Annotated in this window: 19 protein-coding genes; 6 read left to right on the top strand and 13 right to left on the bottom strand. The window is 63.7% G+C overall.

The genetic code is table 11. The features are described 5' to 3' along the window. Position 1: 1 nt before the first annotated feature. From OEW28_RS05335 to OEW28_RS05315, 5 genes are all read right to left on the bottom strand, one after another. Positions 2 to 1393, bottom strand: coding sequence for a type II and III secretion system protein family protein (locus OEW28_RS05335; RefSeq protein WP_263734379.1), 1392 nt, complete (start codon positions 1391 to 1393; stop codon positions 2 to 4). Positions 1394 to 1604: 211 nt separating this feature from the next. Continuing rightward, positions 1605 to 2483, bottom strand: coding sequence for a Flp pilus assembly protein CpaB (cpaB, locus tag OEW28_RS05330; RefSeq protein ID WP_263733667.1), 879 nt, complete (start codon positions 2481 to 2483; stop codon positions 1605 to 1607). A 216-nt stretch (positions 2484 to 2699) separates the two neighbouring features. Then, positions 2700 to 2885 (bottom strand): hypothetical protein, encoded by a 186-nt coding sequence (locus OEW28_RS05325; RefSeq protein ID WP_263733666.1) that lies wholly within the window; start codon positions 2883 to 2885, stop codon positions 2700 to 2702. A 213-nt stretch (positions 2886 to 3098) separates the two neighbouring features. Then, positions 3099 to 3284, bottom strand: coding sequence for a pilus assembly protein (locus tag OEW28_RS05320; protein WP_263733665.1), 186 nt, complete (start codon positions 3282 to 3284; stop codon positions 3099 to 3101). A gap of 25 nt (positions 3285 to 3309) precedes the next feature. Next, complete coding sequence (locus OEW28_RS05315) at positions 3310 to 3579, bottom strand: hypothetical protein (protein WP_263733664.1); 270 nt, start codon at positions 3577 to 3579, stop codon at positions 3310 to 3312. Positions 3580 to 3625: 46 nt separating this feature from the next. On the opposite strand from OEW28_RS05315, the gene OEW28_RS05310 reads away from it, so the two are divergent. Beyond that, complete coding sequence (locus OEW28_RS05310) at positions 3626 to 4495, top strand: lytic transglycosylase domain-containing protein (RefSeq protein ID WP_263733663.1); 870 nt, start codon at positions 3626 to 3628, stop codon at positions 4493 to 4495. A gap of 10 nt (positions 4496 to 4505) precedes the next feature. Beyond that, entirely contained in the window at positions 4506 to 5936 is a 1431-nt protein-coding gene (locus tag OEW28_RS05305; protein ID WP_263733662.1) for a UbiA family prenyltransferase, read from the top strand. Between the two features lie 3 nt (positions 5937 to 5939). On the opposite strand, the gene OEW28_RS05300 is transcribed toward OEW28_RS05305, so the two are convergent. From OEW28_RS05300 to tldD, 8 genes are all read right to left on the bottom strand, one after another. Next, positions 5940 to 6677 (bottom strand): SDR family NAD(P)-dependent oxidoreductase, encoded by a 738-nt coding sequence (locus tag OEW28_RS05300; RefSeq protein WP_263733661.1) that lies wholly within the window; start codon positions 6675 to 6677, stop codon positions 5940 to 5942. Then, positions 6674 to 7987, bottom strand: a complete 1314-nt coding sequence (locus OEW28_RS05295) for an FAD-binding oxidoreductase (RefSeq protein ID WP_263733660.1) — start codon at positions 7985 to 7987, stop codon at positions 6674 to 6676. Before OEW28_RS05295 ends, OEW28_RS05300 begins: the two co-directional genes overlap by 4 nt. Next, positions 7968 to 8978, bottom strand: coding sequence for a lysylphosphatidylglycerol synthase transmembrane domain-containing protein (locus tag OEW28_RS05290; protein WP_263733659.1), 1011 nt, complete (start codon positions 8976 to 8978; stop codon positions 7968 to 7970). Before OEW28_RS05290 ends, OEW28_RS05295 begins: the two co-directional genes overlap by 20 nt. A gap of 116 nt (positions 8979 to 9094) precedes the next feature. Further along, entirely contained in the window at positions 9095 to 9739 is a 645-nt protein-coding gene (locus tag OEW28_RS05285; protein WP_263733658.1) for a 3-oxoacid CoA-transferase subunit B, read from the bottom strand. Next, positions 9739 to 10443: a CoA transferase subunit A gene (locus OEW28_RS05280; RefSeq protein WP_263733657.1), complete on the bottom strand. Its 705-nt coding sequence runs from the start codon at positions 10441 to 10443 to the stop codon at positions 9739 to 9741. The genes OEW28_RS05285 and OEW28_RS05280 overlap by 1 nt, the downstream gene beginning before the upstream one ends. Positions 10444 to 10521: 78 nt before the next feature. Further along, positions 10522 to 13116, bottom strand: a complete 2595-nt coding sequence (gene topA / locus OEW28_RS05275; protein ID WP_263733656.1) for a type I DNA topoisomerase — start codon at positions 13114 to 13116, stop codon at positions 10522 to 10524. A 194-nt stretch (positions 13117 to 13310) separates the two neighbouring features. After that, positions 13311 to 14483 (bottom strand): DNA-processing protein DprA, encoded by a 1173-nt coding sequence (gene dprA / locus OEW28_RS05270; RefSeq protein WP_263733655.1) that lies wholly within the window; start codon positions 14481 to 14483, stop codon positions 13311 to 13313. Between the two features lie 279 nt (positions 14484 to 14762). Next, positions 14763 to 16184, bottom strand: coding sequence for a metalloprotease TldD (gene tldD / locus OEW28_RS05265; RefSeq protein ID WP_263733654.1), 1422 nt, complete (start codon positions 16182 to 16184; stop codon positions 14763 to 14765). Positions 16185 to 16361: 177 nt separating this feature from the next. On the opposite strand from tldD, the gene coxB reads away from it, so the two are divergent. Genes coxB through OEW28_RS05245 form a run of 4 tightly spaced genes read left to right on the top strand, consistent with a single transcriptional unit; the run spans position 16362 to position 18954 of the window. Further along, positions 16362 to 17225 carry a cytochrome c oxidase subunit II gene (gene coxB, locus OEW28_RS05260; RefSeq protein ID WP_263733653.1) on the top strand — a complete coding sequence of 288 codons (864 nt, stop codon included), beginning with the start codon at positions 16362 to 16364 and terminating at the stop codon, positions 17223 to 17225. Positions 17226 to 17279: 54 nt separating this feature from the next. Further along, positions 17280 to 18212, top strand: coding sequence for a heme o synthase (cyoE, locus tag OEW28_RS05255; RefSeq protein WP_263733652.1), 933 nt, complete (start codon positions 17280 to 17282; stop codon positions 18210 to 18212). Next, complete coding sequence (locus tag OEW28_RS05250) at positions 18212 to 18379, top strand: hypothetical protein (protein ID WP_263733651.1); 168 nt, start codon at positions 18212 to 18214, stop codon at positions 18377 to 18379. The genes cyoE and OEW28_RS05250 overlap by 1 nt, the downstream gene beginning before the upstream one ends. Further along, positions 18376 to 18954: a cytochrome c oxidase assembly protein gene (locus OEW28_RS05245; RefSeq protein WP_263733650.1), complete on the top strand. Its 579-nt coding sequence runs from the start codon at positions 18376 to 18378 to the stop codon at positions 18952 to 18954. The genes OEW28_RS05250 and OEW28_RS05245 overlap by 4 nt, the downstream gene beginning before the upstream one ends. Positions 18955 to 18974: the final 20 nt, after the last annotated feature.

Here is an 18974-nt window from a genome sequence, read left to right as displayed (position 1 = left end):
CTTACTCCATCACATAGCCATAGGCACCGGAGAAGTCCTGGCGTGCGACTTCCGCGGCTCCGCCAGTCACCTTCGTCCCATCCGAGGCCGTCTGCCCCAGGAGGAACAGCTGCGCCTCTGAGGGCGGCTTCACCCGGTCTGTCGGCAACGCCAGGGCCTCGCCCCGGATCGGGGACACGAGGTGTGCGGTGACGATCACGACAAGCTCTGTCTGATTGCGCTGATACTCCGCACTGCGGAACAGCGCGCCGAGGATCGGGATGTCACCCAGCCAAGGCACCTGACCGTTGTTGTCGCGGAAGTCGTCCTGCAGAAGGCCCGCGATCGCGAAGCTGTCGCCATCGTGCATTTCCACCGTGGTTTCCGCTTCGCGGCGACGGAAGGCCAAGGCACCGCTTGCAGCCTCGATTTCCGAATCGATCCCCGAAACCGCGGTGTTCAGCGCAAGGTTGATCACGTCGCCATCGACCACGCGCGGCGTGAATGCCAGTTCGACCCCGAAAGGCTTGTACTGGATCGTGACGCTCGTACCCGATTCGTCAGTTTCGCGCACGGGGATCGGGTATTCACCACCGGCAAGGAACTTCGCCTCTTGCCCGGAAAGCGCCGTCAGGTTCGGCTCTGCCAGGGTGCGGATCAGGCCCTTGCCCTCAAGCGCTTCGAGGGTCGCGGCCATCTGGACGCTTCCGGCCGAGAATCGGACACCGATGGTTCCGAACTGGTCCGTGATCGGAGCGCCGCCGCCGATCACGCTGTTGAGCGAATTAAGGTTGTTGGCGCCGCCGCGTGCGTCGGTTCCGATGAAACCGAACGATCCGCTCAAGCTCTTGCTGACGGACCGCTGCATTTCCGCGAAGCGAACGTGCAGCATCACCTGCTGGGTGCCGCCAACGCTCATGAGGTTGGAAACACGGCCCGGTGCATAACGGTCCGCAAGATCAAGCGCCCGATCAAGTTTTGCGATCGACGAAACCACGCCCGAAAGCACGACGCCGTCGTTCGCGGTCCGAACCTCGATCTTCTCGTTCGGAAGGATCTGCTGCAGCCGCTCCTTGAACTCGGCGACGTCAAGCGAGACCTGAACGTCAACGTTCGCGATCAGCTGGCCGTCGGGCCCCAGAAGGGTCATCGTCGTCCGCCCCGGCGCCTTGCCGAGCACGTAGATGGTCCGGTCCGAGAGCGTCGAGATGTCGGCGATCCCCGGGTTTGCAATCGACAGTTCCGCGAAAGGCCGGTCGGCTTCGACGACGACTGCCCTGTTCATCGGAACTGTAAGTGGTGCTGCTGTTGTGCCCTCCAGGACCTTCAAGGTCTCGGAGTAGGCTCCAGGCGCGATCACGACAGCGAGCGATGCGCCCACTACCCCCGCCCGTATGATTGTCTTGACGATCATGTTTTCATGCCTCTCGATCGCGTCCGCATTTTTTTGTTCGGGTCTTCTGCCCATTGGTCGAAGAATGCGTGAAACCTGCTTTTATTGCAATAATCAACGGTTTGGGAAGCTATGCTTGTGTGGGTATATCGCAACACCGCGACACTGCTTGCGTTAAAGGGCCCGCTGGCCACTCGATCTAGTGTCCAGCGGGCCGGGTCTGCGCCGTCGCCTAGTTGGTGCAGGGGATAACGGTCTCGACGATTTCACCGCCCTTGTTGGTCCGGATGGTGCAGATCTTTTCCTTTTCAACCTCGACCACTTCCTGCTTCTTGATGCCCAGAAGCGTGTCGCGGTTGATTTCGACGCCATCATCGGCCGCCACGGCCTCGACGCCGCTTCCACCAACCAGTGACAGGCTGAGCTTGCCCGTCTGCTGGGCAAGGGCCAGCGAGGCGACGCGCTGCCTGGTCCCCTCAATCGTCACGGTGCGCGCGATGATGGTTTCCTCGGTGCGGTCCGCATCGGCGCTTTGGTTGATCGCGATCAGGCGGACGTTGCTGTCGATCAACTTTGTGGTCTCGCTGTCGCCCAGGTTCCCGGTCCAGTAGACGTCAACAAAGTTGCCCGGGCGCAAGAAGCCCGCAACGCCGGTCGAAACGTCAACGTTGATCGAAAACGCGCTCATGCCCGGCGACAGGTTCGACATGATGCCGGCATCAACGCCGGGGTCCGTGATCTTCGAGGCCAACAACGGCTCGAACGGCTCGTAACTGCGCAACGCCGAGCGCGGGCGGGTTTCCGTATCGGTGAACACCGGCTTCTTCTCGGCCGCCTCTTCCAGAGAAGTTGTGACGAAGGAAAAGGCGCCCTCGGGAACCTTGCCGTCTTCCCATTTGATGACCTGAAGGTCATCGCGCGTGAACCGCTCGCCATAGTCCAGGTGGCGCTTGACCACGACGACGTCGACCAGCTTGGTCGCGCGAGCCTGGGCTGCCAGCAGATAATCCCGCTCTCGCTGGTTCTTCTCGATAAGCCCCTGCGCCATGTAAACGGCGAACCCTGCCAGGCCGAGCCCGACGATCAAGACCAGGCCGAATACCAACCGCATGATAGTTCCTTTCCTCGAAACATTCCGCGCCGAAGTCGGGTGCAGAGCACCTCCGACGCTTTCGGGGCAAATATCCCCATAGATTCAGGCAAAATCGTGGTGAGGTAGCGCCCAACCGGTGGAATTTTTCCAGATTGGAAACGGGAGCGCCGCCAGAACGGACAATGCCCGGGCAGCTCTTGGGCTGTCCGGGCATTCAAGCCTTGCGCTCGGCGATCAGTTCAGGGTGATGCCGGAAAGGTAATTCTCGATCTCGTTGGTCGCCTTCAGCGCGCCGTTGGTATAGAGCGATAGCGACCAGACGCCCAGGACCACGACGAGCGACGTCAGCACCACCCAGTCCACCGTAACCGCGCCGGCGTCCGCCGCCGCAAACTTCTTTACGTTCTTGAGCAATTTCATCTCTTTACTCTCCGATCCGCGACAGCGCTTCGGACGATTGTTCGCGATAGCGCAGCTAATGGGATTTGCATCCAGAACAATGGCAATTCTTGGGCGATGCCTTGGTAAAGTGCGACAATTTCGGGAAATCTTGCCTATGCCGCCAGGCAACGTCACTTAGGAAAAGGCCGCGCCCGGTGGGGCGCGGCCTGAATTTTCTGTCGCTGGATCCGATTACTGGATCGTGATCGCCGACAGGTAGGTTTCGATTTCGCCAGAGGCGGCGCCGACGCCGCGGGTGACGAATTGCAGAGCCAGGATGCCGAGGATAACGACGGCCGCGGTCAGCACGACCCAGTCAACCGTCACGGCGCCGTCTTCGGACTGCCAGAATTTCTTCGCGAGTTTGAACAGCTTCATGTCACTTCTCCAGGTTTCGCTCTCTTCACCATCCGCTGCGTATTCCCGGGTGGCTGCGCCTGAAGCCCGATTGCGATGCGGTGTAAGTGCATATCGCCCTTGAACCATGGCAAGAATTAGGCGGCTCCGGTACATTTTCGCGCTCATTAACAGGCAAATAGCTGGCAATCGCGATTAGAGATGAGTCTTTGTTTCCTTTTTCCGCAAACAGCGCGGAAAATTCGATGTTGCCGAAAGGACGACGATCGGCACCTTCTGCTGCGGCCGACGTTCCGATACTGGCAATGAACGCCACTTTCTGGGACAGTGCCGGAAAAAGAGATCGAGGCGGAACCAAGCAGATGAAAGGCAAACTCCTTTCGGCAATTGCCATTGCGCTGCTGTGCGCAGTCAGGGGCGCCGAGGCCGAAGAGCCAGCCGACACATCCGTCGGATATGAACAGTTCACGTTCAAGAGAATCGGCGCGCCGACGAACGCTGCCCGAAAGCGAATCACCATCCAGATCGACCCTGATGAACAGGCGCGCCGCCTGGCAGGGGTGCTGCCGCCGCCCGAAAACCCGATTCCGCGAGGCGGCACGGCACCGGGCCTGATCCCGGTTCCCCCTGGCCGCAGCGGAGGGGGCGACTACGCCTGGTACTGGGATGTTGTTTCACCTGCGATCGGGGAGTCGCCGGGGCGATTTTCGCAGGCGCTCCTCGCGTTGACGCAGGGTCCGGAAGGTGCTCAGGTCGGTGCGCCAAGATTGCAGCATCTGCAGGATATCGCCCTGTTGCACGGACGCGAGATCATGCGCGCGACGATCGGAACCCGTGTTTCGCCGGCGCTGGCGCTTGCGGTGATATCGGTCGAGAGCGCCGGGCGAAGCGACGCCGTATCGCATGCCGGCGCCGCCGGGCTGATGCAGCTCATTCCCGCCACCGCCGAAAGGTTCGGAGTGGCCGACCGGATGGATCCGGCCGACAATATCAAGGGCGGCGTTGCCTATCTGGATTGGCTGATGGGCGAATTCGGCAGCGACCCCCTGATGGTGCTTGCAGCCTACAACTCGGGCGAAAATGCCGTGCGCGGCGCGGGCGGCGTGCCGCCCTATGCGGAAACGCGCAACTATGTTCCGAAAGTCCTGGCTGCCTGGATGGTGGCGCGCGGGCTGTGCGTCACACCTCCGGAGCTGGTCTCCGATGGCTGCGTGTTCGCCGCGAACGGATGAGGACGCAATCATGACGATCGAAAAGCCGCTGGTTCTGGACGTGGACGGCACGTTCCTGCGAACCGACATGCTGTACGAAAATTTCTGGGCGGGACTCGGCGCCGCGCCCGTTAAGACCCTGGTCGCCTGCGTGCGGCACATCCGCAACCCGGCCATGCTCAAAGCCGAACTCGCCCGGATCGCTCCCATCAGAACGGACCTTCTGCCGGTGAACCCGGAAATCGCGGAACTGGCTCTCCAGTGCCGCCTGGGCGGGCGCGAAGTCGTTCTGGCCTCGGCCAGCGACAACACGCAGGTTGCGCGCCTGTCGGCCGACTACGGCCTGTCTGAGCACGTTTTTGCTTCGGACGGGGTTTCGAACCTCAAGGGCGGGGCAAAGGCGCAGGCGCTGGTCGAGGCTTACGGCGAAGGCGGCTTCGATTACGCGGGCAACAGCTCGGTCGACATGCCGATCTGGGAAAAGGCGGAAAACGCGCTTGTGGTCGGGCATGTCCCGTCGGCCCGCGCGCTGGCGGCGGACGGCCGCAATGTGGTGGAGTTTCCGGGCGGATGGGAATTGCGCGCCCTGTTCAAGGCGATGCGCCCCCATCAGTGGGTGAAGAACGTTCTTCTGCTGCTGCCGTTGCTTGCCTCCCACCGGTTCGAGATGGCGACGCTGGTGCCGATCCTGTGGGGCATGGCGGCCTTTTCGTTGGCGGCCTCGGCGATCTACATCTGCAACGATCTTCTCGACCTTGAGGCCGATCGCCTGCATCCAACCAAGTGCCGCCGCCCCTTCGCAAGCGGCGAGGTGCCGATATCGGTGGGCATGGTCGCGATGGCTGCGCTGTCGGCGGGCGCGCTGCTCATCGCCATTGGCCTGTCAGCGGGCTTCCTGCTGGTCACACTGCTATACATGGCGCTTTCGCTCGCCTACTCGCTCAAGCTGAAGCGGATGCGGTGGGTGGATGTCACGATGCTGGCTGCCCTGTACACCATACGCGTCGTCGCCGGCGCCTCGGCGGCAGCGGTCGAGGTTTCGATCTACATGCTGATCTTTATCTTCCCGATCTTCCTTACCCTGGGCTGCGTGAAGCGGATCACCGAGCTTTCAAAGGCCAACGGTGACGAACGACTGCCCGGACGCGGCTACGGGCGCGGTGAACTGGCGGATCTGCGCAACGTCGCGGGCATAGGGATCGTCGGAGCGCTGGTGATATTCCTGCTATACTCCGTGTCCGATCAGGGACTGTCGCTATACCCCACGACCTGGCTTCTTTGGCTGGCGATGGTCCCGATGGCGGTATGGATGGTGCGCATGGTCAATCTGGCCTGGCACGGCCGCCAGGACTACGATCCGATCGTCTTTGCCCTCAGGGACCCGCTGGGACTTGGCCTGTTGATGCTGATCCTCAGCCTTATGTTCTGGGCCGCCGGGCTCTGGCAACAGTGGTTCGGCTGACCCTCAGATCTTCATCTTCTTGAAGATCGGTTCCGGAATGTGGCGGATGATCAGCATGATCAGCGCCCAGAAGAAGGGCGTATAGATCACGTTCCGGCGCTTGCGGGCCGCCTTCACAAGATCCGCCGCGACCTGTTCAGGGGAAGCGACAAGGAACATCCCAGGCAGGCCCCAGGTCATCGCCGTGTCCACGAAGCCGGGCTTGACCGTCACGACATGCCCACCCGCGCGGGTGAGCCGGTTCCTGAGGCCCGACAGATACGTGTGAAAGCCCGCTTTGGCCGCGCCGTAGACGTAGTTTCCAAGCCGCCCACGGTCGCCGGCGACCGATCCCACGCCGATGATCGTGCCCATTCCGCGCTCCTCGAGCACGGGGGCAAGCAGGTGCAGGAACCGGGCGGGGCCGGAAAAGCAATCAGTCACGGTTCCGTCGATCAGCGACGGGTCCGCGTCGATGTCCGACTGTGCCGGCATCGAGCCGACAAAGACAGCGGCGTTGATCTCTCCATCCTCGGACCGCGCGCGCTCGACAATCGCGGGAAATCCTTCCGGGTCGCGGGCATCGAAGATCACCACTTCGGCCATCCTCGCGCCGCGCAGCGAACAATCTCCGGCCAGGGCCTGCAGGTCGTCACGGTCGCGGCCAGCCAGCAGAACCCCCGCGCCGTCGGCGGAAACCTGTCGCGCGAAGGCGCGCGCCATGGACGAGGTCGCGCCAAGAATGATCCAGGTCCGGTTCATGCCGCCCCCCTCAGTTGCAGCCGGCGAACGATATCGGTGGCAAGCGCGCGCTCTGGGTCGGCCAAGGCGGCCGCCGCGCGCCAGGCGTCCAGTTCGGGATACATCGCCGCGACATCCTTGGCGCTTGCAAGGCTGTCCTTGGCGAAATAGATGCGACCGCCTGCCCCCTTGGTCCGGTCGATCAGTCGCACGATCAAATCCCTTGCCTCTGCACGGTTGGGGAAATCCACCGCCAGCGTGTATCCCTCCATCGGGAACGACAGATGGCCTGCCCGCCCCTCCCCCATGCGCTTGAGCACGGCAAGCGGCGAAGCCAGCCCGGAGCCTGCGATCGACTCGAGCATCCCGCGCAACTCCTTCACGGCTGCAAGCGGCACGACACATTGGAACTGATGAAATCCCGCACGTCCGTAAAGCCGGTTCCAGTCGTGGATCTTGTCGAGAGGGAAGAAGAAATCGCCGATGGGCTTGACGACGGTGCGCCCGGATTCGGGAACGCGCCGCCAGTAAAGCTGGTTGAATGCGCGCACCACGGGCGCGGAAAGCGCGAAACGCGGCGCGTCGAAGGGCACCTTGCGGTACTTCGCCCGTTTTGGAACAAGTCCCGATCCCGTTTCGCCCTCTTCCAGGATGCCGCGCCCAAGCGCCGTTCCGGTCGCGGTCGCGTCGATCCAGCCGACCGTGTAGGTCGCGCGCGACGCGTCAAGCGTGGCGATGTGCTCGTCCCAGTCAGCAATACGCCGCTCGGTGACGATCATGACGTCGCCCTTGACCGGCATCAGGCGCAGCCTGGCCGACAGGATAACGCCCGTCTGCCCCAGCCCACCCGCCGTCGCACGGAACAGATCCGGCGTGCCCTCTGGCGTCACCTCGACGACACCCGTGGCCGTGCGCAGCCGCATCGAGAGGACATGCTGGCAGAAGCTGCCGCCGTGATGGTGGTTCTTGCCGTGAACGTCTTGGGCGATGCAGCCCCCGATCGTGGCAAAGCCCGTGCCCGGCATGACCGGAGGCAGCCATCCACGAGGCGCGAATACCTCGGCCACCTGTCCCACCTGCACACCGGCCTCGACCTCCAGCTCTCCGGTCGCGGCATCGAAGGCGATCATGCGGTCGAGCCGCGTCATCTCGATCGCCCGCCCGTCGGAATTCAGCGCTGCATCGCCATAGCTCCGGCGCATGCCCATCGCCGGAACCAATCCGTCAGCCAGAAGGGCGTCAAGCGCGCGGCTCCGTTCGGGCCGTGCGACGTCGCACCGCGCGGTCAGGGCGCGGCCCCATCCGGCGAAGTCAGCGGTTTTCCAGAGCATCGCGCCCCCTTGTCGAAAACTTCTCTGCCAGCGGAAAAGCCGCGATGCCAAGTGCCAGCGCGAACCACAGCGTCGTGACCCGGATCACGGCCGTGGCGGGGACTGAAACCTCCATCGGCACGCCTTCAAGGGTCAGAAGCGCGATCATGGCCGCCTCGGCCCCACCGACGCCGCCCGGCGTGCCGGTCAATCCGCCCGCAAGCGTCGCGAAAACGAAGATGCCCACGGCCTTCCACAAGTCGATCCCGGCCCCCATCCACCCCAGCAGCAGGTGAAAGGCAAACCCTTCGGCGAACCAGCCCGCGAAGCCAAGCGCGAAGGCCGCGGCAAGAACCGAGGGATGGCTGAACAGATGCATCGACCGCGCAGCAATCCGGGCCCGCGCGAAAAGGCGCGGCAAGCGGCCAGTCAGGCGATACCCCAACGACACCACGGCGACGATCAGGCTGGGGCGCGTGGCGGCATAGGCCACGACAAGGGCCACGACTGCGACCGCGAAGCCGCCACCCATTCCGCCCGCGGCCAGCGAAACCGCAAGCGCAAGGATCAGAGCCATCACCGCCAGGTCGGACGCGCGATCGACCAGCGCCAGCGGGGCGGTGCGCTCGACCGCCCATCCCGTTTCACGGCTCAGCCATCGCATCCGCACCAGTTCACCCACCCGCCCCGGCGTCACGCTCATGGCGAAGCCGCCCAGGTAGTGGCGCAGGGACTGCGCAGGCGAAAGCGGCAGTCCAAGTCTACGCGCGAAGACGTGCCAGCGCAGCGAGCGCATCAGATAGTTCACGAGCGACAAGGCAAGCAGAAGCGCGATCTGGGCGCCGGTCAGCCGAGCGATCTGCGCCGCCGTCTCTTTCCACCCGGTTGCAGCGGCCAAGCCCGCGACGCCCGCCAGGAACAGCACAAGCAGCAGCCCGACGATCAGCAATTCGGGTCCCCGGCGCCGGCTGGGCACCTTTCTGATCTTGGAGCAAGTCGGATCGCTGGTCATCATTGCCGCCGATCTAGCAACGGATTTAGGCGGGATTGTGGTGTTGTTTCAGAAAACGCCACAGTGAGGCGAATTAAAAGGGCCGAGCGGTTCCGCAGCGGCCCTTTTGGCGCCCTTTAGCCGACGATCGCGGCCTCGGTCGCGGCACGCAGTTCGCTTTCGGACACGCCGGGCGCCAGTTCCACGATGTGAAGCCCCTTGTGACCGACATCGAGAACGCCGAGGTTGGTGATGATCCGGTCGACCACGCCCTTGCCGGTCAGCGGAAGGGTGCATTCGCGCAGCACCTTCGATTCCCCGTGCTTGGAGGTGTGGTCCATGACCACGACCACGCGACCGACGCCCGCGACCAGGTCCATCGCGCCCCCCATGCCCTTCACGAGCTTGCCGGGGATCATCCAGTTCGCGAGATCACCGTTTTCAGCCACCTCCATCGCGCCCAGGATCGCCATCGCGATCTTGCCGCCACGGATCATCGCGAAGCTGGTCGCACTGTCGAAATAGGCCGTCTGCGGCAGTTCGGTGATCGTCTGCTTGCCCGCGTTGATCAGGTCGGGGTCTTCCTCGCCTTCATACGGGAAGGGGCCCATGCCCAGCATCCCGTTTTCCGACTGCAGCGTCACATGCACACCCTCGGGGATGTAGTTCGCGACCAGCGTCGGGATGCCGATGCCCAGGTTCACATACATCCCGTCGCGCAGTTCCTGCGCCGCGCGGGCGGCCATCTGGTTGCGGTCCCAGCCCTTCACGTCCCCGGCCATTACGCGTTCTCCCGCTTGCGCACGGTGCGCTGTTCGATCCGTTTCTCGTGCGTCCCCGCGATGATCCGGTGGACGTAGATCCCCGGCAGGTGGATCGTGTCGGGATCGAGGCTGCCCAGCGGCACCACTTCCTCGACCTCGACCACGCAGGTCCGGCCGCAGGTCGCTGCTGGCACGTTGAAGTTGCGCGCGGTCTTGCGGAACACGAGGTTGCCCGAGGGGTCAGCCTTCCACGCCTTCACGATCGACAGGTCCGCCACGATCCCGCGTTCGAGGATATAGGTCTTGCCGTCGAAATCGTGATGTTCCTTGCCCTCGGCGATGACGGTGCCGACGCCGGTCGCGGTGTAGAAACCGGGGATCCCCGCGCCGCCGGCCCGCATCCGCTCGGCAAGCGTTCCCTGCGGGTTGAATTCCAGCTCCAGTTCTCCGCTCAGGTACTGGCGCATGAACTCGGCGTTTTCGCCGACGTAGGAAGAGATCATCTTCTTTACCTGCCGCGTTTGCAGCAGAACGCCAAGTCCGAAGCCGTCAACGCCCGCGTTGTTGGACGCAACCGTCAGGTCCTTGGTCCCCGCGTCGCGGATCGCTGCGATCAAAAGCTCTGGAATGCCGCACAGGCCGAACCCTCCGGCCGCGACCAGCATACCGTCGAAGAGGAGCCCGTCGAGCGCCTCGCCCGCCGAGCCGTAAACCTTGTTCATGGATCTCTCCCAGAAAATTCCACGCAGATTTGTGGCGTGGTGGGGCGGCGCTGTCAATCGCTGCGGCGCAGCAGCCTGTCAGTCGCTTTTCGCCTTCGCCTTCGCCGGGGATTTTGCAGCCTTGGGTTTCGCGGCCTTTGCAGCCTTGGACTTGGCGGATTTTGCGGCCTTGGGCGCGGTTTTCGCCGCCCTGCCCTTGCCACCCTTCGCCGCCTTCTCGGAGATCAGCGCCAGCGCCTCGTCAAGCGTCACCGACTCCGGCGCAAGGTCCTTGGGCAGGGTCGCGTTGATCTTGGCCCATTTGACATAGGGTCCATAGCGCCCCGCCATCACCTGCACGGGACCGCCGTCGGGATGCTCTCCGAGCTCGCGCAGAGGAGCGGCCGCGGCGGCGCCGCGCCCGCCCCTTGCCGCCTTCTGCGCCAGCACCTCGACCGCGCGATTCATACCGATCGTGAAGACCTCTTCCACATCGGGCAGGTTCGCGTAGGTCGAGTTGTGCTTCACGTAGGGGCCATAGCGGCCGATCCCCGCCTCGACCAGCGCGCCATCGTCGGGGTGGGACCCGATGGGACGCGGCAAGTCCAGCAGCATCAGCGCGCGCTCAAGCGTCAGGCCGTCGGCGCCCCACCCCTTGGGCAGGCTGGCCCTGTCAGGCTTGGGATTGTCCTCGGTTGCCTCGCCGCGCTGGACATAGGGTCCGAAGCGCCCCGCGCGCACCGTGATCGGATTGCCATCGGCATCCTCGCCCAGCGGCTTGCCGTCGGGGGTCACGGCCTCTTCGCCATTCGGCGCGGACAGGGGGCGCGTGTAACGGCAGTTGGGGTAATTCGAACAGCCGATGAATGCCCCGCCCGATCGCGCTGTCTTGAGGTTCAGCCGCCCTTCACCGCAGGTCGGACAGATACGCGGGTCAGAGCCGTCGGCGCGCGGCGGATAAAGGTGCGGCGCAAGGAAATCGTCGATCCTTTCCAGAACCTCGCTGATCCTGAGTTCCGAGGTTTCCGCGATGGCCGCCGTGAAGTCGCGCCAGAAACGCGCCAGAACGTCCTTGTAGTCCCGGTCGCCGGCCGAAATCTCGTCCAGCTCGTTCTCGAGATCGGCGGTGAAATCGTATTCGACATAGCGGCGGAAGTAGTTCGTCAGGAACGCTGTGACCAGCCGCCCCTTGTCCTCCGGGACAAGCCGGCCCTTGTCCTTGCGCACGTAGTCCCTGTCCTGGATCGTCGTTACGATCGAAGCGTAGGTCGATGGCCGGCCGATCCCCAACTCTTCCATCCGCTTGACCAACGTCGCCTCGGTATAGCGGGGGGGTGGCTGGGTAAAATGCTGCTCGGACGCCACGGCGCGCTTGTCGGCCGCCTCGCCGCGCATGATCTGCGGAAGGCGCGCGCCGTCCTCGTCGCCGTCGTCGTCGCGCCCTTCGTCGTAGACCTTGAGGAAGCCGTCAAAAAGCACGACCTGCCCCGTCGCGCGCAACTCGACCTCTCCGTCGGAGCTGCCGATATCGACCGTGGTGCGTTCCAGCCTCGCGGCGGCCATCTGGCTTGCAATGGTGCGCTTCCAGATCAGGTCGTAAAGCTTCTTCTGCTCCCCTTCGGCCTTCAGCTTGTCCGGCGACAGCATCATGTCGGTGGGCCGAATGCATTCGTGCGCTTCCTGCGCGTTCTTGGCCTTGTTCTTGTACATGCGGGGGCTTTCGGGGACATAGTCCGCACCGAACCGCGCCTTGATCGCATCGCGCGCCGCCATGACCGCCTCGGGCGCCATGTCGATCCCGTCGGTCCGCATGTAGGTGATGTAGCCCGCCTCGTACAACCGTTGCGCCGCGGACATGCAGGCCTTGGCCCCCATGCCAAGCTTGCGGCTGGCTTCCTGTTGCAGTGTCGAAGTCATGAAGGGCGGATAGGGATTGCGCGCCGCCGGCTTCGCCTCGACTGATTTCACCATCAGATCCCGCGACCGGATCGCCTGAACTGCCAGTTCGGCCGCCGTTTCGTTCGCCAGATCGAAGCGGTCCAGCTTCTTGCCGCCCAGCACGGTCAGACGCGCCTGGTATTCCTGGCCCCGCGGTGTCGCAAGCGTTGCGGTCACGCTCCAGTATTCACGCGCCCTGAACGCTTCGATCTCAAGTTCGCGCTCTACGATCAGGCGCAGGCAGACCGACTGGACGCGACCCGCGGATTTCGCCCCGGGCAGCTTGCGCCAAAGTACGGGCGACAGGTTGAAGCCCACGAGGTAGTCCAGCGCGCGGCGCGCCAGGTAAGCCTCGACAAGTTCCATGTCGACGTCGCGCGGATGAGCCATCGCCTCGCTCACCGCAGTCTTGGTGATCGCGTTGAAGGTCACGCGGCGGACGGTCTTGCCCTTCTTGAGGCTCGACGCCAGCGCTTCCTGCAGGTGCCAGGAAATGGCCTCCCCTTCCCTGTCGGGGTCGGTGGCGAGGATCAGAGTGTCGTCGGATTTCAGCGCGTCGGCGATTGCGCGAACATGCTTGCGGCTGTCCGGCGAAACCTCCCATTTCATTTCGAATCCCGCTTCGGGTTCGACTGAACCGTCCTTGGCGGGCAGATCGCGGACATGACCGTAGGATGCCAGAACCGTATAGTCCGAGCCCAGATATTTGTTGATTGTCTTGGCCTTGGCTGGGGATTCGACGACCACGACGGCCATGACTGCCTCACTCGCATGCTTCTTTGACTTGGGCGCGGAACATGGGGGGCAGGGACAGGGAATGTCAATGACCGCGCCACAAACCGCCCGTCACAAAGGGTTTGCGCCTGATTTCCTGCAAGATGCCTGCCATGCATTTGGCCAAATGGAATGCGAGTAGGGTTTCCTTTCTGGCCGCAATGCGGAGCCCGGCGTCACGCCCGCATCAGCAACCCGCCGGGGGCGCGCTGTATCTGCCCCTCCATTTCCAGAAGCACAAGTTCGGGCGCGACCTCCGCCGCGGACAATGCCAGATCGCGGATCAGCTGATCCTCGGACAACGGACTTGGACCCAGATGATGCAGAATGCGGCCGTGCAGCGGGTTCCTTTCCGCACGATCCGCCGCCGAACCCGAAGCCGGTGCCGGATCGCGAACCGGACGTGGGTGGTCATTCCTGGCCGGGCGCCGCCGGTCCGGCGCATCATTCGTCCGCGCGGTTTCGGCAAGCGAGCCAATCGCCGCAAGCACATCTTCGGGCCCCCGCACCAGCGTGGCGCCATCGCGGATAAGCATGTTGCATCCGGCCGCCCGACCGTCGAACGGGTGGCCCGGTACGGCAAGCACCTCTCGCCCCAGATCCAGCGCCATGCGCGCGGTGATCAGGCTGCCGGATTGGGCAGCCGCCTCCACGACGACAACGGCGCGCGCCATTCCGGCAATGATACGATTGCGCATTGGAAAATGCCGAACCATGGGCTCAAGTCCGGGGGGTTGTTCGGATATCCGCAGCCCTTTCGAGGCGATTTCCGCCGCAAGTGCCGCATTTTCGGCCGGGTAGACATGATCGACGCCACCCGCCATGACCGCCACGGTGCCCGTCGCAAGGGATGACCGATGGGCCTCGGCGTCGATACCGCGCGCAAGTCCGGAGACCACAACGTATCCCGCTTGCCCAAGACCTTGCGCCAGGCGGCGCGCCATTCGCATTCCAAGGGAGGACGCGCCTCGCGCGCCGACGATCGCGATCATTGGACGGTTCAGAATCGCGACGTCGCCCATGTGCCAGACGACGGGCGGCGCATCCGAAGTTTCGGCCAAGGCGGCAGGATAAGACGGTTCCCCCATGCACAAGAGCTGCGCGCCCGCCAGGCGCCCGGTCTTCAACTCCTTGATCGCGACCGCTTCCGGACAGGGGTCGTAGTTCCGGACTCCGGCTGCGCGCGCCAGGTCCGGCAAGGCGGCAAGCGCTTCTTGCGCCGTCCCATGCTCTGCCAGAAGTCGGTAAAAGGTCGCCACACCGACCCGATGAGAGCGAATGAGACGCAGCCACGACAGTCTGTCGTCTTCCGTGGTGGGTGGGGTGAAGGGGGTGGGGTAAGAAAACAAACCTTGTCCTTCGTGCCTGCGCCTCACTCGCAAGGCCGAAGATCACCCGGCAAGGTTAATCAAAGATTACGAATCGCGGGGCCAAGACCCTCGGTTCCAAAATATTTCGACGCAGTTGGTGCTTGTGCGCGCTTTACTGAAAGACTTGGGGCCGGGGCTGGCCGGAGGTACAAAAAACCTGACACTGAATAACATTCCTCCGGCGACGCAGCCGTGCGCCAAGGGCGTTTTAGACCGCAAGGTCAATTTATCCGCAAGGCAGGAAAACCTTACCTTACGTCAGGCAGCCGATCCGCCGACAGTCAGCCCGCCGATCAGCAGGGTCGGCTGACCGACGCCCACAGGCACCCACTGCCCGGCCTTTCCGCAATTGCCGACGCCGGGATCAAGCTTCATGTCGTTTCCGATCGCGCGGATGTTCTTCATCGCCGTCGCACCGTCACCGATCAGCGTGGCGCCCTTGACCGGATCGCCCACGACGCCGTTCTTCACGCGATAGGCCTCCGTGCAGGAAAAGACGAACTTGCCGTTGGTGATGTCGACCTGTCCGCCGCCGAATCCGACGGCGTAGATCCCGTCCCTGACCTCGGCCACGATCGCGCCGGGATCTGCCGTGCCGCCCAGCATGTAGGTGTTCGTCATCCGGGGCATCGGAATATGCGCGAAACTTTCGCGACGCCCGTTTCCGGTCGCCGCCACACCCATCAGGCGCGCATTCTGCCGGTCCTGCATGTAGCCGACCAGTATACCGTCCTCGATCAGCACGTTTCGCCCCGAAGGCGTGCCTTCGTCATCAATCGTGATCGAGCCGCGCCGGTCGGGAATGGTGCCGTCGTCCAGGACGGTGACGCCGGGGGCTGCGACTCTTTGCCCCATCAGGCCCGCGAAGGCAGAGGTCCCCTTGCGGTTGAAGTCCCCCTCGAGGCCGTGCCCGACGGCCTCGTGCAACAGGACACCGGGCCAGCCGGCGCCCAGGGCGACATCCAGCACCCCCGCCGGCGCGGGCACGGCTCTGAGGTTGACAAGTGCGATGCGCAGCGCCTCTCGCGCGACGGATTGCCAGTGATCGGGCACCATCAGCGCCGCAAGCCCCGCACGGCCGCCGCCGCCGTGCCCGCCGCTTTCGCGCCGCCCGTTTTCCTCGACGATGACCGATATGTTGAGCCGGCTCATCGGGCGAATGTCCGAAACAAGCCTGCCTTCTGGCCGCAGTATGAAAACCTCTTGCAGCGATGCCGCGATCGTGGCCGACACCTGCACGACACGAGGATCCAACGCGCGGGCGAAGGCGTCGATTTCCCGAAGGGTTTCAACCTTGATCCCGAAGGTGGCGTCGGCCATCGGATCGGCCTCGGTGTAAAGCTTGCGGTTGGTTCCCGGTGGGGGGGCGGCCAGGGCGCCCCCACCCGCGCCCACGGCAAGCCGCGCGGTTTCGGCCGCACGGCGAAGCGACTGTTCCGAAATCTCGGTCGAATGGGCATAGCCCGCGACGTCGCCGTTGACCGCGCGAAGCCCGAATCCTTCCGACGCGTCGTAGCTTGCATTCCTCAGGCGTCCGTCGTCGAAAACCAGCGCTTCCGACCGGCGGCGCTCAAGAAACAGCTCCCCGTCTTCGGCTCCTGCGACCGTGTCGCGCAGAATCGCAAGCGCCCTGCCCTCATCCAGATGGGTCTCGAACGGAGAAAACCGGGTATCGTTCATGGCAGATCGCTTTCCTGTCCTTGATATCGATCAAAAGCGACGCCGTGCCGCGTTGGTTTCGCTTGTCGCCTTGCTTCTAATATGATTTTAGAGTTCGCAGATACAACCGGCCCTTGCCAGGGAAAGGGCAGGGCCGGGAAGCGGCATAAAAAGCCGCGGCAGGAACGGGAAAACGACATGCGCTTTGCGACAAAACTTTCCGGCCTCGGGGCCGCCATCACCGCAACCCTCGTCGCCGGATCGGCGCTTGCCCAAGATGGAATAACGGGCCTTGAAAGCGTCGGCAAACCCCATGCTGGCGGGATTGGCTTCCAACCCGCGGCGACGGAACTCGCCCGCGACCAGCAGTGGCTGGACGGAATGCTGCTGTACCTTTGCATCGCGGTCAGCGCGTTGGTCATGGCCCTTCTGCTGATCGCCATCCTGCGCTTCAACAGCCGCGCCAACCCGAAGCCGGCGAAGTTCAGCCACAACACCCCGCTCGAGATCGCCTGGACGCTTGTGCCGGTGCTGATCCTCGTGGTGCTCGGCGCGAACTCGCTTCCGATCCTGTTCAAGCAGCAGCAGATCCCGCACGGTGACGTCGTGATCAAGGCGACCGGCAACCAGTGGTTCTGGTCCTACGAATACCCGGACGAGGAAATCTCGTTCGACAGCTTCATGCTGGCGCGGGAAGACCTGGCGGCAAACGGCTACAGCGACGACGAATACCTTCTTGCGACGGACACCGCCGTTGTCGTTCCGGTCGGCAAGACCGTCGTCGTGAACGTCACGGCCGCAGACGTGATCCATTCCTGGGCGGTTCCCGCGTTCGCCGTGAAGCAGGACGGGGTTCCGGGACGCATCGCCCAGCTCTGGTTCAAGGCAGAGCGTGAAGGCGTGTTCTTCGGCCAGTGCTCCGAGCTTTGCGGCAAGGACCACGCCTATATGCCGATCACCGTGAAGGTTGTCAGCGAAGAGGCATATGCGGGCTGGCTTGCCCGGACCAAGACTGCCGCCCTTGGCACCGCTGCGCCTGTCAAGGTGGCATCGTCCGAGTAAGGACTTGCGGCTGGACGCGCCCCCATGGGTGCGTCCGACCACAGGGGGGAAGCGATGAGCGATCTGAGCGCCTATGAACACACGCAAGAGGCGGGGTTTGGCGATTACGTCCAACTCCTGAAGCCGCGCGTGATGTCCCTGGTTGTTTTTACGGCGATGGTCGGCCTGATCGTGGCGCCCGTCGGCGTCCACCCCTTCGTTGCCTTCACCTCGATTCTTTTCATCGCCCTGGGCGGCGGCGCATCGGGTGCCCTGAACATGTGGTATGACGCGGACATCGACCGCGTGATGCGCCGCACCCGTGGTCGCCCGATCCCGGCGGGCCGGATCGGCGAAGGCGAGGCGCTGGCCTTCGGCCTTGCGCTTTCGTTGATTTCGGTCCTGATGCTGGGACTTGCCGCAAACTGGTTCGCAGGCGCGTTTCTGGCCTTCACCATCTTCTTCTACGCCGTCGTCTACACGATGTGGCTGAAGCGCTCTACCCCGCAGAACATCGTCATCGGCGGCGCCGCTGGTGCCTTCCCTCCGATGATCGGATGGGCCGTCGCCACGGGTGGCATCTCGGTCGAATCCGTCCTGATGTTCCTTGTCATCTTCATGTGGACGCCGCCGCATTTCTGGGCGCTCGCGCTCTTCATGAAGGACGACTATTCGAATGCCGGCGTGCCGATGCTGACCGTTACGCACGGACGTCCGGCAACCCGCAAGCACATCTTCGTCTACACGCTGCTTCTGGCACCCTGTGCCGTGGCGCTGGCCCTGTCGTCAATTGGCGGGCCGGTGACCTTGGCGGCCGCGATCGTGCTGAACGCCCTGTTCATTCTTGGTGCGGTCCGCATTCTTCGTCGAAACGAGGACACTGCGGAAGCCGACGGTTACCGGGCCGAGAAGAGCTTCTTCAAGCTGTCGCTTGCATACCTGTTCCTGCACTTCGGCGCGCTTCTGATCGAGGCGAGCCTTGCGCCAATCGGGCTTGGAGGGTGGTAATGGCGATCCACGCCGATCACGAACTTCACCGCCGCCGCTTCGGCCGCAACCTGGGTCTTGGCCTGGTTCTGGGCGCGTTCGTCATCCTGGTGTTCGGCCTGACGATCGTCAAGGTTTCGCGCCAGGACGAGCACGGCAATCCTCCCGGAATGGAGGCAAGCCAGTGAAGCGGCTCGAGGGGAACAACCGGACGGCGGCCATGCTCGTCGGGGTGATCCTGACGATGGGTGCGCTCGCCTGGGCCGCCGTTCCTTTTTACACCTGGTTCTGCCAGGTGACCGGCTATGGCGGAACGCCCAGCATTCGCGAAGCTGGCGCCGACACCGTTCTGGACGAAACCGTGACCGTGCGCTTCGACGCGAACACGGCACCGGGAATGGGATGGGAATTCCGCCCGCTTCAGAATGAGATGACAGTAAAGATCGGCGAAACCGGCATGGCGTTCTACGAGGCCTACAATCCGACCGATCATCCGATCGCGGGTCAGGCCACCTACAACGTCGCGCCCGACCTTGCCGGATACTACTTTTCCAAGATCCAGTGCTTCTGCTTCACCGAGCAGGTGCTGCAACCCGGTGAGCGTGTGGAGATGCCGGTCATCTTCTTCGTCGACCCGGACCTGGTGGAAGACAGCGACGCGAACCACATTCGCGACATAACCCTGTCGTACACGTTCTTTGAAATCGACCTGCCCCAGGCTCAGGCGGCTCTTCCGCCCGCCGAAGGGCCAAACTATAACTGAGGCCAAATCAGGGAAACCGA

This window comes from Albidovulum marisflavi (assembly GCF_025751435.1).
Taxonomy (GTDB): domain Bacteria; phylum Pseudomonadota; class Alphaproteobacteria; order Rhodobacterales; family Rhodobacteraceae; genus Albidovulum; species Albidovulum marisflavi.
Note: the sequence above shows the minus strand (reverse complement) of the source record. Positions and strands in the feature narration are given on the sequence as shown.

Bases quoted from the DNA above. Each gene is read 5' to 3' on its own strand.
- tldD (WP_263733654.1), bottom strand. From the start codon at position 16,184: ATGAACGATACCCGGTTTTCTCCGTTCGAGACCCATCTGGATGAGGGC.
- cyoE (WP_263733652.1), top strand. From the start codon at position 17,280: ATGAGCGATCTGAGCGCCTATGAACACACGCAAGAGGCGGGGTTTGGC.
- OEW28_RS05325 (WP_263733666.1), bottom strand. From the start codon at position 2,885: ATGAAATTGCTCAAGAACGTAAAGAAGTTTGCGGCGGCGGACGCCGGC.
- OEW28_RS05300 (WP_263733661.1), bottom strand. From the start codon at position 6,677: ATGAACCGGACCTGGATCATTCTTGGCGCGACCTCGTCCATGGCGCGC.
- cpaB (WP_263733667.1), bottom strand. From the start codon at position 2,483: ATGCGGTTGGTATTCGGCCTGGTCTTGATCGTCGGGCTCGGCCTGGCA.
- coxB (WP_263733653.1), top strand. From the start codon at position 16,362: ATGCGCTTTGCGACAAAACTTTCCGGCCTCGGGGCCGCCATCACCGCA.
- topA (WP_263733656.1), bottom strand. From the start codon at position 13,116: ATGGCCGTCGTGGTCGTCGAATCCCCAGCCAAGGCCAAGACAATCAAC.
- OEW28_RS05290 (WP_263733659.1), bottom strand. From the start codon at position 8,978: ATGACCAGCGATCCGACTTGCTCCAAGATCAGAAAGGTGCCCAGCCGG.
- OEW28_RS05295 (WP_263733660.1), bottom strand. From the start codon at position 7,987: ATGCTCTGGAAAACCGCTGACTTCGCCGGATGGGGCCGCGCCCTGACC.
- OEW28_RS05310 (WP_263733663.1), top strand. From the start codon at position 3,626: ATGAAAGGCAAACTCCTTTCGGCAATTGCCATTGCGCTGCTGTGCGCA.
- OEW28_RS05250 (WP_263733651.1), top strand. From the start codon at position 18,212: ATGGCGATCCACGCCGATCACGAACTTCACCGCCGCCGCTTCGGCCGC.
- OEW28_RS05335 (WP_263734379.1), bottom strand. From the start codon at position 1,393: ATGATCGTCAAGACAATCATACGGGCGGGGGTAGTGGGCGCATCGCTC.
- OEW28_RS05305 (WP_263733662.1), top strand. From the start codon at position 4,506: ATGACGATCGAAAAGCCGCTGGTTCTGGACGTGGACGGCACGTTCCTG.
- OEW28_RS05320 (WP_263733665.1), bottom strand. From the start codon at position 3,284: ATGAAGCTGTTCAAACTCGCGAAGAAATTCTGGCAGTCCGAAGACGGC.
- OEW28_RS05285 (WP_263733658.1), bottom strand. From the start codon at position 9,739: ATGGCCGGGGACGTGAAGGGCTGGGACCGCAACCAGATGGCCGCCCGC.
- OEW28_RS05280 (WP_263733657.1), bottom strand. From the start codon at position 10,443: ATGAACAAGGTTTACGGCTCGGCGGGCGAGGCGCTCGACGGGCTCCTC.